Here is a 15,799-nt window from a genome sequence, read left to right as displayed (position 1 = left end):
CCGCTTCGGCCCGGAATGTAATCTGTTCAGGTAGATCTAAATGCGCATACTTGTCACAACGTCGCTGGCAGCCGCCATCGCGACCGCAGGACTTGCCAGTGGTTGGTACTCCATGGCCCACGCCAAGGACGCCCCGCGGCTCGACCGCTCCCAACTGGTCACCCAAAAGGCTTTTGAGGCCGGCTTGTATCTGGTGGATTTCACCGAGGACGGCCTGGTCCAGAATCACCTCTCGCAAGCTCAGCGCTCCGGGCGACCGGCCGCGAAGTTCGATCCCAACGCAGCCGACACCCAGACATACCGCAACCAGTTGATGGCCATCCAGGCCAACCACGTCACCGAGATCCACAAGCTCGGCAATGTGCAGGTCACCCACCACTTCCTCGCCACCCACAGCGGTGTCGCGGTCCGGGTCAAGAGTCAGGAGCAACTGGAAGCACTGAAGAACCTGCCCTTCGTCCGCAGCGTGGAGCGCGATGTCGAATACGAACTCCACACCCACCGCAGCGCGAGCTTCGTTGGCGCTGATCGCATCTGGGACGGTACGGCCGGCGTTGCTGCGACCAAGGGTGAAGGCATGGTCGTGGCGATCCTGGATACCGGCATCGATCTGGCCCGCCCCTCATTTGCCAACGATGCAAGCTGCGGCTTCAGCGCCGCCAACCCCAAGGTCCTGAGCTATCTGGACTGCTCGACCACCGATGGTGCCGGCGTCTGCAACGGCAGCGACCTGGCCGACAACCAGGGTCATGGCACCCACGTGGCCAGTACCGCAGCGGGCAACGTCGTGACCACCGCCCAGGACCCGTCGCTGCAGCCGGAAGTGGGCGATCAAATCTCCGGCATCGCGCCCTGTGCCCAGATTCGCGCTTACAAGGTCTGCGCCACCAATACCTGTTCCAGCAGCATGACCACAGCCGGCATGAACAACGCCATCCTGGCCGGCGATGTGGATGTCTCGAACTACTCCATCGGCGGCGGCACCAATCCGTGGTCGAACATTGACAGCGATCGCAAGAAGCTGGACATGATCCAGGCAGGCATCCTGACCGTGGCGTCCGCCGGCAATACCCGCGCCGAAACCCCGGACCCGGTAGGCATGGTGTCCCACCGTGGCCCATGGGTGATGACCGTGGCCTCGTCCACGCACGATGAGCAGCCCTTCGGCCTCGGGCTCTCCGTGGTGGACGGTCCGGTGGAACTTCAGAACATCCAGACCCAGTCGGGCAGCACAACGCCTGCGTATAACGGTCCTGCGGTTGAAATCCTCCGCGACCCGTCCAACGACGAAGGCTGTGATCCTTTCAGTGCCAACTATTTTGCCGGCAAAGCGGCCCTGATCCAGCGCGGCACCTGCGCATTCACGATCAAGATCCAGAACGCCTACGACGCTGGCGCAGAACTGGTCCTGATCCGCAACAATCAGGTTGGTACGATCTCAATGGACACCACAGGTGCGCCGAGCGTCCCTGCATACAGCATGCTGCAGGTCGATGGCGATGCGCTGGCTGCCTTCATCGACAACAATCCCGGTACGGAAGTCGGATTCACCCAGGCCCGACCGCCTGGCGACAGACTGTCAGACTTCAGTTTCCGTGGCCCGACGCCTGCGCCGCTGGCCAACCTGACCAAACCCGACATCACCGCTCCGGGCGATGACGTTTACGCCGCCTATCCGGGTGGATATGCGTGGATGGGTGGTACCTCCATGTCCGGCCCGCAGGTCGCAGGTGGGGCATTGCTTGTCCGCGCCAGCAAGCCGGACTGGACGCCGACCGAAGTCAAGTCGGCCATGATGATGACTGCCAGCACCATCGGCACCAAGGACGGTGTGAACGGCAATCCCAGCACCGGACCGTGGGATGTCGATGATGTCGGCAGCGGCCGCATGGATCTGGCCAAGGCCGTCAAGGCCGGACTGGTGATGGACGAAAGTATCGCCAACTTCACCGCCGCCAATCCAACCAGTTCCGGCGATGTGCGTACCTTGAACCTGCCGGCACTGCGTGACGTGAGCTGCACGCCGTCCTGCACCTGGACCCGTACCGTGCGCAACACGCTTGACACGCCGTCCAGCTGGTCCGCCTCGGCCGCCTTCTCGGAGGACGTCAACATCACGGTTTCTCCCGCGAGCTTCAGCTTCAGCGGCGACACCACGGAAACCCAGGTGCTGACCATCACCGCCTCACCCAATGGCGATCAGGCTGCCAAGGCGGTTTTCGGCCAGATCAACCTGCAGGAAGGTGGCAGCCAGTCGCCTGATCTGCATCTGACGGTGGCCGTCCGGGGTACCGGCCCGTTCACCGCTGCTGCAATATCGGTGAACCCCGAACAACTGACATCAGTGATTGCTGAAGGCGACAACGCGCCGATCAACAGCGTGCTGCGCATCAACAACATCGGCACACAGACCCTGAACTGGGAGCAGGCCGCCGATGGCACCATCAACTATCCGGAAGCCGTGGTCTTCGACCAGCCGCAATCAGGCACCAGCGGCATAGTGTCGCATTTCTCGACCGCAGTTAGTGGCGGTGCAAACACCGCCGGTGACTTCCGTCTGGGCAATCCGACCGATCTGACCCGGATCCAGGTATTCGGCTTCGACAACACCAGCAGCATGGCCTCGGTGGACAGCATCACCTGGGTGATCTACCCGGATGATGGCGGCCAGCCGTCGGGCAGCTTCGAGGATGGTCATACCGGGGCACTGTGGCAGTACAGCACACCTCCCAATGGCCCTGGTGTCACCTTGAGCGGCAGCGGCGTGATTGCGCTGGATCTTGTGGCTGCCAACCAGTCGCTGAGCCTGCCACCAGGCCATTACTGGATCACGGCTTACCCAACATCGAACACAACATTAGGAACCGGTGCGCCGCGCTGGAACTGGTTCATGGCTGATCCCGGCGCAACAGAGGTCTCCAAGCTGCTCGGCAGTATTTTCTCAGCCCCCAACTGGACACCGACAGGTCCTGGTGGCCTCGGCTCTGCCATTGTGGATGTGGCCTTCAACCTCAGCGGTACTCAGACGGTTCAGTGCGGTGCAAGCTGGCTGTCACTGGACACCACTTCCGGGTCGATCCCGGCTGAGCAGTTCAGCGATGTGAACCTGACGATCAATCCCGTCGGCCTGCCCTGGGGCAAGCATGTGGCTGCCATCTGCCTTGAAAGCAATGCAGCCAATGAGGAGTTCACCGTGGTTCCGGTGCTGCTGGATATCACTCCCGATCCCTCCCTGATGGCGGATGTGAGCCTCAATGCCACCGGCCTGCCCGGCACCACGACGGCCGGCAGCAACGTGACCTTCCTGGTCAGTGCGGTGAACTTCGGCCCGGCAGCCGCCGACAATGTCGAAGTGGTGTTGAATCTGCCTGAGGATATTTCCGTCCAGTCCGTCAGCCTGGTGGAAACACGCAAGGCCAACGATTCCGAGGTCAGCCAGTTCCAGAACACCAACTGGGACTGTGAAACCGGTGTTTCACCGGTGATCTGCACCTATGCCGGCACGTTGTCGGGCGTGGCCCAACCGCTCCAAGTGATCGCGCGGATCAGCCCGGACGCCGCCGAAGGCATTCTGGCTACGCATGTCTCCATCCACTCGACCAATGCCGATCCGAGCCCGGCCAACAACAGCGTCACGGTACTGACCAACATCGTGGGCCAAGCCCTGTTCTCCGACGGCTTCGAGCCAGTACCGTTGGCGGACAGCGGCGTGGTCACCCATGTGGTGCCCGCCGGTGGCGACAAGCAGTGGAATCTGGTGACCGGCCAGTTTGGCGACTACGGTACGTTCAGCGGTGCCGACTTCAACCTCTACTCGGGAACCGGCAGCATTTTGATGTACTACTCCTTCGGCGACAGCGTTACCGGACAAGGTGCTGTCACCACAGCGCCTGAAGGCAACCAGATCGCAGTGCTCCAGTCCGGCGCCGTGATCGGTCCTTCCAGCGACTTCACCTCCAGCGGCCAGAACAACATGACCGGCTGGAATGTTGGAACCAGCGGCTATATCGGCGTGAAGTTCTTCAACGAGAGCACCGGGCAGTTCAACTACGGCTATGTTGAACTGGAGACCACCGGAGCCAGCGGCCTCCCGGCCACGGTCACCCGTCTCGTCTACAACCCCGCAGGTGGAAGCATCACCATCCCCTGATGCGGACCCGGACCCGGCCTGTGCATGCACAGGTCGGGTCAAGGAGCCTGTTCATGAGGCGGGGCTTTGCTCCGCCTCTTTTTTTGGGGCGCGCCTGGATATCGGTCCTGCCCGCGGCTTCGGATCGTTTGAGAAACCCGGCAAGACAAGCGCACCCGGAATCCATGGCATGGATGGGTGACACCACCGCCTGCGCTGATCAGGCGTTATCTCAGGCTTCAAGCATCCGGCAGCAACGGCAGATGCTGCCGCGCCCATTGCACGATGGCCGCTGCCGGCATTGCGCCGGAGTGGCGGGCCAGTTCGCGGCCGTGCAGGAACAGGATCAGGGTCGGGATGCTGCGGATGCCGAAGCGTGCGCCCAGTTGCGGTTGGGCTTCGGTATCGACCTTGGCCAGTTGTGCCTCGGGCTCCAGCACGCCGGCCGCTTGTGCGTAGCCCGGTGCCATCGCGCGGCATGGCCCGCACCACGGTGCCCAGAAATCCACCAGCAGCGGCAGGTCGCCGCGCTGTGCATGTGCATCAAAGCTGGCCGCGTCCAGGTCGAAGGGCTGGCCGGCGAACAGTGGCTGCTGGCAGTGCCCGCAGTTGGGCGCATCACGCAGGCGTGCAGACGGAATGCGGTTCATCCGGTGGCAATGCGGGCAGGCCAGCAGGATGGGCGAGGATTGGCTCACGGGCAGCTCCTGTTCGATCAATGCCGGCATGATGCCGGATACGGCATCCGTGGCGTGATTGCATGCTGGCGATTCACTGGATCCGGTAGGCCGCATGGCAGGCCGCACAGTAGGCGCTGGCGCGCGCGATATGTTCCATCGCCACGTCCTTGCGCTGCGCGCCACGCGCTTCGGCGGCCAGTTCTGCGAACTGGCGGTGCAGCGGGCGCGACATCGCAAACCAGCCTTCCGGCATCGAGACACGGAAATCCACGCCGCGCGGGGTGCCATCGGTACCGCTTTCGCCGGCCTGTTGCAGCGCGTTCCAGTCGCCATCCGCCAGCGCGCGCATCGCGCGCGACAACAGTTCCATGCGCCAGCGCATTTCGGCACGCAGCGATTCGCGCGCGGCCGGATCCAGCGTGATCGACTGGCGCGGATCCTCCGTCGCCGCACCGGCGGCGGCGTGGTCGATGCCGGGTGAAGGCCCGGCCGGCGCGGGTGCATCCGGGATTTCGGCCCAGATCAGGCCACGCAATTCACCTTCGGAAAAACCGGTGGCGGCATCGTCGGGGTAACGCGCCTTGATCGCGTCACGCACCGGTTCGGCGATGTTGTGGCCGTGGCAGACCAGGCACGGGCCTTCGGTGGCGATACCGCGTGCCACGCGCAGGCCGCCGGATTCGCGTTCCACATGCAGCAACCGGCCCGGCGGCGTGCCCGCCTGTGACTGTTGCAGGAACTGCGTCAGCACCGCTTCCTGCCACGGCGCCGGCGCATTGGAAGGGTTGCGCACGCGCAGCGCGGTTCGGCCCACCGCGATGCCGTGTTCGGCGCTAACATCGGCGGCGATCTGCGGTGCCTGCGCATGGCAGAAATCCACCGCCGCGAGCGGGCCTTGCGCCTGCATCTTCGCCACCAGTGCGCTTTTCAGGCGCTGGCCAAGATCGGCCATCGCGGCCTGGGCGCGGGCCTGGTCGGCCGGCACGTCTGCCGCTTGTTGCGCGATGGCCGCGCTGTTGATTGGCAACAGGCCCAGCAGGGTCAGCGGGAACATCATCGGGTTCATGAGGAAGCTTCCTCTGAAACGGGAGCATCATCGATACGCTGCGGCCAACGCCGGCGCAGCATCACGTACAACAGCGGGATCACCAGCAGGGTCAGCAGGGTTGAAACCAGAATCCCCGACACCAGCGAGATCGCCAGGCCGTTGAAGATCGGGTCGTCGAGGATGAACAGCGCGCCGGCCATCGCCGCCACGGCGGTCAACGCGATCGGCTGGGCGCGCACCGCGCAGGCTTCAATCGCGGCATCCTCCAGCCGCTTGCCGCGCGCGACCTGCTGGTCGATGAAGTCCACCAGCAGGATCGAGTTGCGCACGATGATGCCGGCCAGCGCGATCATGCCGATCATGCTGGTGGCGGTGAACTGCTTGCCCAGCAACGCATGGCCGGGCATCACCCCGATGATGGTCAAGGGGATCGGGGCCATGATCACCAGCGGCACCAGATAGCTCCTGAACTGGCCGACCACCAGCAGATAGATCAGCACCAGTCCGACCGCATAGGCCAGACCCATGTCGCGGAAGGTCTCGAAGGTGATCTGCCACTCGCCATCCCATTTGATCGCGTAGCCGTCGCGCGCGGCGGGCTGGCGGAAGAAGAACTGTTCCAGCATCGCGCCGCCGACCGCGTTGTCGGCGACCTGCCCGACCAGATCGAACATGCCGTACAGCGGGCTGTCCAGCCGCCCGGCTTCGTCTGCCATCACATGCGCCACCGGCAGGCCGTTCTTGTGCAGGATCGCGTTGTCCCACGGCGCAGCTTGCGGGCGCACCAGTTCGGACAACGGCACCAGCGCGCCGGAGTGCGAACGCACCACCAGCGCCAGCAAACGGTCCAGGTCGGCCTCGACTTCCGCTGGCAGGCGCAGACGAATCGGCACCGGTTCCAGCGCGCGGCCATCGCGGATGAAGCTGACATCGCTGCCAGCCACGGCGGTGCTGACCAGTTCGGTGATCGCTGCCAGCGGCACACCCAGGCGCGCAGCGCGGTCGCGGTCGATGACGAGCAGATCGCGCGACGCGGGGGCTTCGACCGTGGTGTCGATATCGACGATGCCTTCGGTGCCGGCAAAGCGCGCTTCCAGCGCCTTGGCGATGCGCTGGATACCGGCATGGTCCGGTCCGTAAACCTCGGCCACGATGGGCGACAGCACCGGCGGACCGGGTGGCACTTCGATCACCTTCAGCGCCGCGCCGTAGCGTGCGCCGATTTCGACCAGCATCGGCCGCACCGCGCGTGCGATGGTGTGGCTCTGGCGGCGGCGTTCGGACTTGTCGACCAGATTGACCTGGAGATCGCCCAGATTCGCGCCTTCACGCAGGTAGTACTGGCGCACCAGTCCGTTGAAGGTGATCGGTGCCGAGGTGCCGGCATAACCCTGGAAGCTGGCCACTTCCGGCACCTGCGACAGCGCTTCGGCCAGTTCGGCCAGCAGCGCGTTGGTGCGTTCCAGCGGCGCGCCTTCGGGCAGGTCCACGACGATCTGGAATTCGGACTTGTTGTCGAACGGCAGCATCTTCAGCACCACCCACTGCATGCCGGCCAGGCCGATGGAGGCACCCACGAGCAGCGCGACCACGGCGAACAGTGCGGCGCGGCGCTTGCCGCCCTGCGCGGCGTCCAGGAACGGCCGCAGCAGGCGCTCGAACAGGCGATGCAGGCGCGCCGCGATGCCGGAAGTCTGGCCCAAAGTCTGGTCGGAAGCGGTGGAATCGTCGTCCGCCGCACCATGCCGACGCAGCAGTTTCAGCGCCAGCCACGGCGTCACGGTCAACGCGATCAGCAGCGACAGCGCCATGCCGACCGAGGCGTTGATCGGGATCGGGCGCATGTACGGGCCCATCAGGCCGGTGACAAACGCCATCGGCAGCAGCGCCGCGATCACGGTGAAGGTGGCAAGAATCGTCGGCCCACCGACTTCGTCCACCGCCGGCGGGATCGCCTCGCGCAGCGACTTCCCACCCAGGCGCATGTGGCGGTGGATGTTCTCGACCACGACGATGGCGTCATCGACCAGAATGCCGATGGAAAAGATCAACGCGAACAGCGACACCCGGTTCAGGGTGAAACCCATCGCCCAGGACGCGAACAGCGTCAGCGCCAGGGTCAGCACCACCGCCGTGCCGACCACGATGGCCTCGCGCCAGCCCAGCGCGAACAGCACCAGCAGCACCACCGAGCCGGTCGCGAAGACCAGTTTCTGGATCAGGGTGTTGGCCTTGTCGGCGGCGGTCGCGCCGTAGTCGCGCACCACCTCGATGTTCACGCCATCGGGAATCGTGCCGATGCGAAGACCAGCCAGACGCTCCAGCACGGCAGCAGTGATTTGCGTGGCATTGGTGCCGGGCTTCTTGGCGACCGACAGCGTCACCGCCGGCACCGGGCCATCGACAGGGCCGGCACGGCCGGGTGGCGCGCCATGCCAGACCAGACTGTCCGGCCGATCCGCGCCACGCTCCACGTTCGCCACATCGGCGATGCGCAGCGGCTTGCCATCGGCCAGGCCGATGACCAGTTGCGCCACCTCGTCGGCATCGGCCAGCCAGGTGCCGAGCGTCAGTGGCACATGGCCGCCGGCGGTGGCGCGCGCACCCGGTTCGGCGACGATATTGGCCGCCGCCAGCGCCGCTCCCAGTTCGGTCACACTCAAACCATGCGCGGTCAGCCGTTGCGCGTCCGGTTGCACCAGCACCGCGCGGCGCGGTGCGCCGATCAGTTCCACATCGCGGGTACCGGGCACGCGTTTGAGTTCGGCTTGCAGGCTGCGCGCGACTTCGGCCAGCGCCTCGCCGTCGATGGCGGGATCGTCGGCCCACAGCGTCAGCGCCATCACCGGAACATCGTCGATACCTAGCGGACGCACCAGCGGTTGCGAGACGCCCAATCCCGCCGGCAGCAGATCGGCATGCGACCAGACCTTGTCGTACAGCCGCACCAGCGCGTCCTGGCGCGGCACGCCGACCTGGAACTCGACCGTGACCACCGCCACGCCGGTGCGGCTGGCCGAATAGACGTGCTTGATGCCCTCGATTTCCGCCAGCACGCGCTCCAGCGGCGTGGCCACCAGGGATTCGACATCACGCGCCGGCGCACCGGGGAAGGCGACGATGACATCGGCCATCGTCACGTCGATCTGCGGCTCTTCCTCGCGCGGGGTGATCAGCACCGCCGCGATGCCCAGCAGCAGGCCGGCAATCGCCAGCACCGGAGTCAGTGCGTGGTTCTGGAAGGTACGCGCCAGACGGCCGGAAATGCCGAAACGCACGTCAACGCTCCGCCATCTTTTCGCGCTGCATGCGGCGCGCCTGCAACGCGGCGGCGGCATCGACGGCGATGGTTTCACCCGCTACAAGGCCGGCGAGGATCTCGACCGAATCATCCAGCCGCCGCCCGCTACGCACCTGACGCAACGCGATCAGGCCATCGGGCGCAAGCACGTATACCGATTCGACCTCACCACGCTGCGCCAGCGCCGTGGCCGGCACCGTGAGCACCGCGGATTCCTGCTGCGCGAACAGCGCCTTGGCGCTCATGCCCGGCAACAGGCCGGTTTCGTTTTCCGGCAGATCCAGCCGCACGCTGACCGTGTGCGAAGCCGCATCGGCTTGCGGAAACAAGGTCACACGGCTGGCCGGAATGCGCCGCCCATCATCGCTCAGGATGTAGGTCGGGCGCTGCGGGTCCAATGTCGCGGCCACGCGCTGCGGCAGATCCACGACCAGGCGCAAGCGGTCCAGCGACAAGCCGGAGATCAGCGCCTGGCCGGGCGAAACGGTTTCGCCGGCTTCGACATGGCGCGCGGTGACCACACCGCGATACGGCGCGCGGATCGCGGTATAGCCGACCTGTTCGTCGGCGGCTTTCAGCCCGGCGCGTGCCGCCGCAAGCTGGGCCTGCGCGGCCTCGTGCGCGGCTTTGGCGCGATCATGATCGGCGCGTGCCACCAGCCCGCGCGCATGCACATCCTCGATCCGGCGGAAGTGGGCCGCCGCATCGTTGGCAGCGGCACGCGCTGCGGCCAGCGCGGCCTGCGCCTGACGCTGGCCGGACTGCTGTTCGACCGCAGTGAAGCGCACCACCACGGTGCCCTCCTCCACCACATCGCCGACATCGAACGGCAATTCCGCAACGCGACCGCTGGTCTGCGCCGCAAGCGTGGCGCGGTCGATGGCCTCGATCCGGCCATCCCAGCTGCGTGTCAGCGGCAGGGTCTGCGGCGCAAGCGTGATCGTGGCCAGCGACACCGCCGGTATCGAGCGCGCCTGCTCGGGCGCGGCCGATGAACAGGCCGCCAGCCACAGCATCGCCAGCAGCGGCAGGAAACGGATCGGACGCATCGCGCGGGCCGCTTACTTGAACGCGCAGCCGGACTTCACACCCAGCTTCGAGAACACCATCGCCGCCGGGCAGAAGCCGGTGAAGCTGGCCTGCAACAGGTTGGCACCGACGAACAAGGTCAGCAGCAACCACCAGGACGAAACGAAATGCGCCAGCGCAACGCTGGCAAGGATCATCACACCGGCAAAGGCGAGGATGGCGCGGTCGAGGTTCATGGTGGTTCTCCTTGGAAGTCGAAGATCAGGTTGGAAGTTGAAGCTCAGGACATGCCGTGGGGTGCAGCGAAGTGCTCCCTCTCCCCCGCCGTAGCGGGGGAGAGGGAATATGAAGCGCTCTTGCTAACTCATGATCTCGGGTGACTCCGGACTCATGGCCATTGGGTCGGTCATGGATTTCGGTCTTGCCGCACCTGCCACAACCACCCGGCAAGCACGAGTTGCTGTAATATTAGCAACACTTTATATTAGGGTCAACTAATCAAGAAGGAACCAATATGAACGCCACCGCAAACGACCTCGTCGCCGATGCCCACAGCCGCATCCAGTGCATCAGCCCGCAGCAACTCCAGGCCGCGCAAGGCGAGCTGATCGTCATCGACGTGCGCGAACCGGGCGAGTTCGCCGAAGGCCACGTGCCCGGTGCGATCAACCTTCCGCGCGGCGTGCTGGAGTTCAAGATCGAAGCGCACCCGGCGTTGGCCTGCGAAACCAGCCCGGCGCTGGCCGACCGTGAGCGCCGCATCGCGCTGTACTGTCTGAGCGGCGGGCGCTCGGCGCTGGCCACCGACAGCCTGCAGCGCATGGGCTTCAGCCAACTGGTGTCGCTGGAGGGCGGCTTCACCGCCTGGAAGGACGCGGGCCTGCCCGTCACCACCGGATGAGCACGATGAACCTGCCCGATACCTTCCAGATCGACCCGGCCACGATGCGCCAGCACGCCGGCGCCGCCGCGCAACTGCTGAAGGCGCTGGCGAACGAAAAACGCCTGATGATCCTGTGCCTGCTGGCCGAGGGCGAACACTCGGTCAGTGAACTGAACGCGAAACTCGACCTGAGCCAGTCGGCGCTGTCCCAGCACCTGGCCGTGCTGCGCGAGGAAGCGCTGGTGCAGACCCGGCGCGATGCGCAGACAATCTTCTATTCGCTCAATCCCGGCCCAGCCTTCGAGGTCATCCAGACCCTGCACGGCATCTATTGCGGACCGGGCGCGACCGGCGGGGATGAAGCGACATGATCGCGCTGCTGAAAACCCTGTTCGGGTTCGGCGGTGAACAGGTGTCCGTGCAGCAGGCGGTGCAACGCATCAATGCCGGCGCCCTGTTGCTGGACGTGCGCGAGCCGGGCGAATTCAACGCCGGCCACGCGCTGGACGCGCAGCCGCTGCCGCTGGACCGCATCCGTGCACAGCGCCACGCCGCGCTGGACGCGCTGCCAGCCCACAACGGCGAACTGCTGCTGCTCTGCCACAGTGGCGTGCGCTCGCGTCTGGCCCAGAACCTGCTCGGCCAGCGCCAGGATTGCCGTTGCATCAACGTGCGCGGCGGCATGGCCGCATGGGCCGCCGCCGGCCTGCCGATGAGCCGTGCCACGTCCAGCTGATCGAGGAGATGTCCATGAACACCAAGACCGGTATCGCCATGTGGGATGCCCGCTTCAACACACCCGACTACGTCTACGGCACCGAACCCAACGCCTTCCTCGTAGCCCAGTCACACCGTTTGCAACCGGGCATGCGCGCCCTGGCGCTGGCCGATGGCGAAGGCCGTAACGGCGTCTGGCTGGCACAGCAGGGCCTCGATGTACTGTCGGTGGACGGCTCGGAAACCGCACTGGCCAAGGCCCGCGCACTGGCCGCCGCACGCGGTGTGACACTGGAAACCGAACAGGCCGATCTGGCGCACTGGGATTTCGGCCAGCAACACTTCGATCTGGTGGCCGCGATCTTCATCCAGTTCGCCGGCCCGGAACTGAGGCAGCACCTGTTCGCCGCGATCCAGGACAGCCTGAAACCCGACGGTCTGTTGATCCTGCAAGGCTATCGCCCGGAACAGCTCGACTACGACACCGGCGGGCCGAAGCAGATCGAACAGCTCTACACCACCGCCATGCTGCGCGAAGCCTTCGCCGGCATGGAGATCCTGCACCTGGAAGAACACGACTCGGTCATCAGCGAAGGCTGCGGCCACAGCGGCATGTCCGCGCTGGTCGATCTGGTCGCCCGCAAACCCGCTCTCGAAACGGATCAATGAAGGAGTTGTCCATGGACACCACCCGTTACCAAGACCACATCGCCAATATCAACAAGCATCTGGCGCCGCTGCGCAGCGGCATCCCCGACACCCTGCAGGGCTTCAGCGCAATGGCCCGCGCCGCGATGGCACCCGGTGCACTGGATGAAAAAACCAAGGAACTGATCGCGATGGCGATCGGCGTGGCAACGCGCTGCGACGGCTGCCTGGGCTTCCACGGCAAGGCCCTGGTGCGGCTGGGCGCCAGCGACGAGGAAGTACGCGAAATGCTCGGCGTGGCGGTCTACATGGGCGGCGGCCCCTCGCTGATGTACGCCGCCCACGCCTGGGAGTCGTACCGCGAATTTGCCGCGGCTGCGACAAAGTGACGCACCCTCCGGCGCCACCACTTTGACCCCGATCAAACCTTTCAGACTGCGACTCGAGCAGCCTGAAAAAAGAGCCTGACGAAGGAGTAGCACCATGATGCCGGACCCGTTGGTCGTCGACCTGTCGCGACTGCAATTCGCAGCCACGGCGATGTACCACTTCCTGTTTGTTCCCCTGACCCTGGGCCTGTCGCTGATGCTGGCGATCATGGAGTCGGTCTATGTGATGACCGGCAAGGAAATCTACAAACAGATGACGAAGTTCTGGGGCAAGTTGTTCGGCATCAACTTCGCGCTGGGTGTGGCCACCGGCATCACGATGGAGTTCCAGTTCGGCACCAACTGGTCGTACTACTCGCAGTACGTGGGCGACATCTTCGGCACGCCGCTGGCGATTGAAGGGCTGATGGCGTTCTTCATGGAATCGACCTTCGTGGGGCTGTTCTTCTTCGGCTGGGACAAGCTCAGCCGGGTCAAGCACCTGATGGTGACCTGGCTGGTGGCGCTGGGCTCGAACTTCTCGGCGCTGTGGATCCTGATCGCCAACGGCTGGATGCAGTACCCGGTGGGTGCCGAATTCAATCCGGAAACCCTGCGCATGGAAATGAGCAGCTTTGCCGAGGTGTTCTTCAACCCGGTGGCACAGGTCAAGTTCGTGCACACGGTCTCGGCCGGTTATGCCACGGCGGCCTGCTTCGTGCTGGGCATCAGCGCCTGGTATCTGCTCAAGGGCCGGCATATCGCATTCGCGCAGCGCAGCTTCGCGATCGCGGCCGCCTTCGGCCTGGCTTCGGTGCTGTCGGTGATCACTTTGGGCGACGAGAGCGGCTATGAGATCGGCCATTCGCAGAAGGTCAAGTTGGCCGCGATCGAGGGCATGTGGGAAACGCACCAGCCGCCGGCACCGTTCACCGTGGTGGGCATGATCGACTCGGAGAACATGAAGACCGATTACGCGATCGAAATCCCGTGGATCATGGGCCTGATCGCGACCCGCTCGGTCGACAAACCGATCACCGGCATCCGCGATCTGGTGGCCGAACACGAGATCAAGATCCGCAACGGCATGCAGGCCTACGCCGCGTTGCAGCAGGTGCGCGCTAACCCGGAAGACGCTGGCGCGCGCGCCCGCCTGATGGAACACCAGGCCGATCTGGGCTATGGCCTGCTGGTCAAACGCTACGCCCCGGATGTGGTGGATGCCACCGACGAGCAGATCGCGCAGGCAGCACGCGACGGGATTCCACCGGTCGGACCACTGTTCTGGGCTTTCCGCATCATGGTGGGCGCCGGTTTCTTCATGCTCGGCGTGTTCGTGCTGGCGATCATTGCGACCTCGCGTAATACCGTGTTGCGCCAGCGCTGGCTGCTGAAACTGGCGGTGTTCACGATCCCGATGCCGTGGATCGCCTCGGAAATGGGCTGGTTCGTGGCCGAGGTCGGACGCCAGCCATGGACGGTGGCGGAAATCCTGCCGACCTGGATCAGCGTGTCCTCGCTCAGCGTCGGTGATCTGATCTTCAGCCTGGGCGGTTTCGTGCTGCTCTACACCGCACTGCTGGTGGTCGAGATGTATCTGATGATCAAGTTCGCGCGACAGGGACCGGATGATCCGACTCCGACAGGCGGTGCCGATACGCCGTCGCTGACCAGCGCGCAGCAGGCCTGAGGAGCACCGCCATGACTGAACTTCTCGCTTTCCTGATGAGCTATGAAACCCTGCGTTTCATCTGGTGGCTGTTCCTGGGTGTGCTGTTGATCGGCTTCGCCATCATGGACGGCTTCGATCTGGGTGTCGGTGCCCTGCTGCCATGGGTGGCGCGCACCGATGACGAGCGCCGCGTGCTGATCAACGCCATCGGTCCGACTTGGGAAGGCAACCAGGTCTGGTTCATCCTTGGAGGCGGCGCGATCTTCGCGGCCTATCCGCTGATCTACTCGGCCGCCTTCTCCGGCTTCTTCGTGGCGCTGATCCTGGTGCTGTTCGCGCTGATCCTGCGGCCTGTCGGTTTCGACTACCGCAGCAAACTGCCGCACCCGCAATGGCGCTCGATGTGGGACTGGGGCCTGTTCATCGGCGGCTTCGTGCCGGCACTGCTGTTCGGCGTGGCCTTCGGCAATCTGCTGCAGGGCGTGCCGTTTTATTTCGACGATTCCCTGCGGGTGCACTACGAAGGCGGATTGCCCGGCCTGCTGAACCCGTTCGGCCTGCTGGCCGGCGTGGTCAGCCTGTCGATGCTGGTGATGCAGGGAGCCGCGTTCCTGCTATTGAAGACCGTCGGCCACCTGCGCGAACGTGCACACCGTGCGCTGGGTGTGGCGGCACTGGTGTTCGCGCTGAGCTTCGCGGGTGCCGGACTGTGGGTCGGTTTCGGCATCGACGGCTATGTGCTGACCGCGTTCGCCGGCACCGAAGCCGCTTCCAATCCGGTGGCCAAGGAGGTGGTGCGCCAGACCGGTGCCTGGTTCGCCAATTTCAAGGCCACGCCGGTGTTGTGGCTGGTGCCGTTGCTGGCTTTCACCGGTGCCTTCGGCGCCTGGTGGCTGGCGGCCCGGCGACCCGGCGTGGGCTTCATCGCCAGTTCGGTAGCGGTAGCCTGCACCATCCTGACCGCCGGCATCGCGATGTTCCCGTTCATGATGCCCTCCAGCCTGGAGCCAGCGCACAGCCTGACCGTCTGGGATGCAACCTCCAGCCTGCTGACGCTGCGCTGGATGTTCTGGATGACGGTGCTGTTCCTGCCGCTGATCCTGTTCTACACCAGCTGGGTATTCAGCGTGCTGCGCGGACCGGTGACGCTGGAACAGGTGAGCGACTCGCACGAGCATTACTGAGCGGAACAAAGGAGAACGAGCATGTGGTATTTCACGTGGATCCTCGGCGTACTGATGGCCTGTTTCGCCGGCATCATCAATGCGATGTGGCTGGAATTCCATGGTTATCCGGACGAGGACGGCAACGACCAGTACTGACC

14 protein-coding genes are annotated in these 15,799 nt (G+C 64.9%); 9 read left to right on the top strand and 5 right to left on the bottom strand.

Annotation, left to right across the window (positions count from 1 at the left end; all coding sequences use genetic code 11):
- Positions 1–112 precede the first annotated feature (112 nt).
- Positions 113–4,150, top strand: coding sequence for a S8 family serine peptidase (locus WDB66_RS12635; RefSeq protein ID WP_339398957.1), 4,038 nt, complete (start codon positions 113–115; stop codon positions 4,148–4,150).
- Between the two features lie 218 nt (positions 4,151–4,368).
- Here the strand turns inward: WDB66_RS12635 and trxC are convergent, their stop codons facing one another.
- The 5 genes from trxC to WDB66_RS12610 form a co-directional block, all read right to left on the bottom strand.
- Positions 4,369–4,827, bottom strand: a complete 459-nt coding sequence (gene trxC, locus WDB66_RS12630) for a thioredoxin TrxC (protein WP_339398956.1) — start codon at positions 4,825–4,827, stop codon at positions 4,369–4,371.
- A gap of 73 nt (positions 4,828–4,900) precedes the next feature.
- A complete protein-coding gene (locus tag WDB66_RS12625; RefSeq protein WP_339398955.1) occupies positions 4,901–5,875 on the bottom strand; it encodes a Tll0287-like domain-containing protein in 975 nt (324 codons plus the stop codon).
- Positions 5,872–9,135: an efflux RND transporter permease subunit gene (locus WDB66_RS12620; RefSeq protein ID WP_339398954.1), complete on the bottom strand. Its 3,264-nt coding sequence runs from the start codon at positions 9,133–9,135 to the stop codon at positions 5,872–5,874. Before WDB66_RS12620 ends, WDB66_RS12625 begins: the two co-directional genes overlap by 4 nt.
- A gap of 1 nt (position 9,136) precedes the next feature.
- Positions 9,137–10,207, bottom strand: a complete 1,071-nt coding sequence (locus WDB66_RS12615) for an efflux RND transporter periplasmic adaptor subunit (RefSeq protein ID WP_339398953.1) — start codon at positions 10,205–10,207, stop codon at positions 9,137–9,139.
- Between the two features lie 12 nt (positions 10,208–10,219).
- Positions 10,220–10,423, bottom strand: a complete 204-nt coding sequence (locus tag WDB66_RS12610; RefSeq protein ID WP_339398952.1) for a YgaP family membrane protein — start codon at positions 10,421–10,423, stop codon at positions 10,220–10,222.
- Between the two features lie 278 nt (positions 10,424–10,701).
- On the opposite strand from WDB66_RS12610, the gene WDB66_RS12605 reads away from it, so the two are divergent.
- The 8 genes from WDB66_RS12605 to cydX all read left to right on the top strand — a co-directional run bounded on the left by WDB66_RS12605 (position 10,702) and on the right by cydX (position 15,797).
- Complete coding sequence (locus WDB66_RS12605) at positions 10,702–11,088, top strand: rhodanese-like domain-containing protein (protein WP_339398951.1); 387 nt, start codon at positions 10,702–10,704, stop codon at positions 11,086–11,088.
- A gap of 5 nt (positions 11,089–11,093) precedes the next feature.
- Positions 11,094–11,441, top strand: a complete 348-nt coding sequence (locus tag WDB66_RS12600; protein ID WP_339398950.1) for an ArsR/SmtB family transcription factor — start codon at positions 11,094–11,096, stop codon at positions 11,439–11,441.
- On the top strand, positions 11,438–11,806 hold the full coding sequence (locus WDB66_RS12595; protein WP_339398949.1) for a rhodanese-like domain-containing protein: 369 nt from the start codon (positions 11,438–11,440) through the stop codon (positions 11,804–11,806). The genes WDB66_RS12600 and WDB66_RS12595 overlap by 4 nt, the downstream gene beginning before the upstream one ends.
- A 14-nt stretch (positions 11,807–11,820) precedes the next feature.
- Entirely contained in the window at positions 11,821–12,456 is a 636-nt protein-coding gene (locus WDB66_RS12590) for an SAM-dependent methyltransferase (protein ID WP_339398948.1), read from the top strand.
- 11 nt (positions 12,457–12,467) lie between these two features.
- A complete protein-coding gene (locus tag WDB66_RS12585; RefSeq protein ID WP_339398947.1) occupies positions 12,468–12,824 on the top strand; it encodes a carboxymuconolactone decarboxylase family protein in 357 nt (118 codons plus the stop codon).
- 97 nt (positions 12,825–12,921) lie between these two features.
- Complete coding sequence (locus WDB66_RS12580) at positions 12,922–14,493, top strand: cytochrome ubiquinol oxidase subunit I (RefSeq protein WP_337336316.1); 1,572 nt, start codon at positions 12,922–12,924, stop codon at positions 14,491–14,493.
- Positions 14,494–14,504: 11 nt separating this feature from the next.
- On the top strand, positions 14,505–15,659 hold the full coding sequence (cydB, locus tag WDB66_RS12575; protein WP_339398946.1) for a cytochrome d ubiquinol oxidase subunit II: 1,155 nt from the start codon (positions 14,505–14,507) through the stop codon (positions 15,657–15,659).
- 21 nt (positions 15,660–15,680) lie between these two features.
- Positions 15,681–15,797, top strand: a complete 117-nt coding sequence (cydX, locus tag WDB66_RS12570) for a cytochrome bd-I oxidase subunit CydX (protein WP_337336310.1) — start codon at positions 15,681–15,683, stop codon at positions 15,795–15,797.
- Positions 15,798–15,799 lie beyond the last annotated feature (2 nt).

The organism is Denitratimonas organivorans (assembly GCF_037478135.1).
Taxonomy (GTDB): domain Bacteria; phylum Pseudomonadota; class Gammaproteobacteria; order Xanthomonadales; family Xanthomonadaceae; genus Denitratimonas.
Note: the sequence above shows the minus strand (reverse complement) of the source record. Positions and strands in the feature narration are given on the sequence as shown.